The 499-nt window shown below is 68.7% G+C and carries 2 protein-coding genes; both read left to right on the top strand.

Going from position 1 to position 499, the window contains the following annotated elements; translation table 11 throughout:
• Window positions 1-126: 126 nt before the first annotated feature.
• On the top strand, window positions 127-270 hold the full coding sequence (locus L0P92_RS44875; protein ID WP_234768866.1) for a hypothetical protein: 144 nt from the start codon (window positions 127-129) through the stop codon (window positions 268-270).
• Window positions 271-290: 20 nt separating this feature from the next.
• Window positions 291-499: hypothetical protein (locus L0P92_RS44870; RefSeq protein WP_234768865.1), on the top strand; the 209-nt coding region annotated here is incomplete at its 3' end.

Below are 499 nucleotides of genomic sequence, written 5' to 3'. Positions count from 1 at the left end.
GTGGGTGGGCTGACAGGAAGTGGTCCTTGTCGTGCAGGATCCTGACAGCGGTCGCTCTGGAGGCTGTCGGTGGGTGCTGGCAGAGTCGTGGGCATGGACAACAGGGGGAACACGGGGATCACGGACATGACTGCGACCAAGGCCGTGTGGAGAACAGGGGTTTCGGTGCTCGCGCTGGCGTTGCTGGTCGCGTTGCCGGTGAGTGTGGAGGTGGCCGTCGCGGGGCGGGGTGGGCCCTCGGTTCAGGTGGCCGTGAACGGGTGGCAGTGACGTGGCAGTGAGCGGAGTGGATGAGGGCTGTGGAGTTCCAGGACCTGGTGCTGGTCCGTAGGGCTGGTGGGGATGCGCCGGCTGTGACCGCGGTGATCAGGGTGCTGGGGAAGTTGCCCGAGGGCTGGGGGCATGAGTGGCGGCTCGACGAGGACGGGGGCCGGATCCATCTGCGGATCCGGCCCCCGTCGGGTTCGGCGGGGGATGCGGTGCGGGTGTGGTTGGGGGG

This window comes from Streptomyces muensis, assembly GCF_021474425.1.
GTDB lineage: Bacteria > Actinomycetota > Actinomycetes > Streptomycetales > Streptomycetaceae > Streptomyces > Streptomyces muensis.
This window is presented reverse-complemented; position numbering and strand designations above follow the sequence as displayed.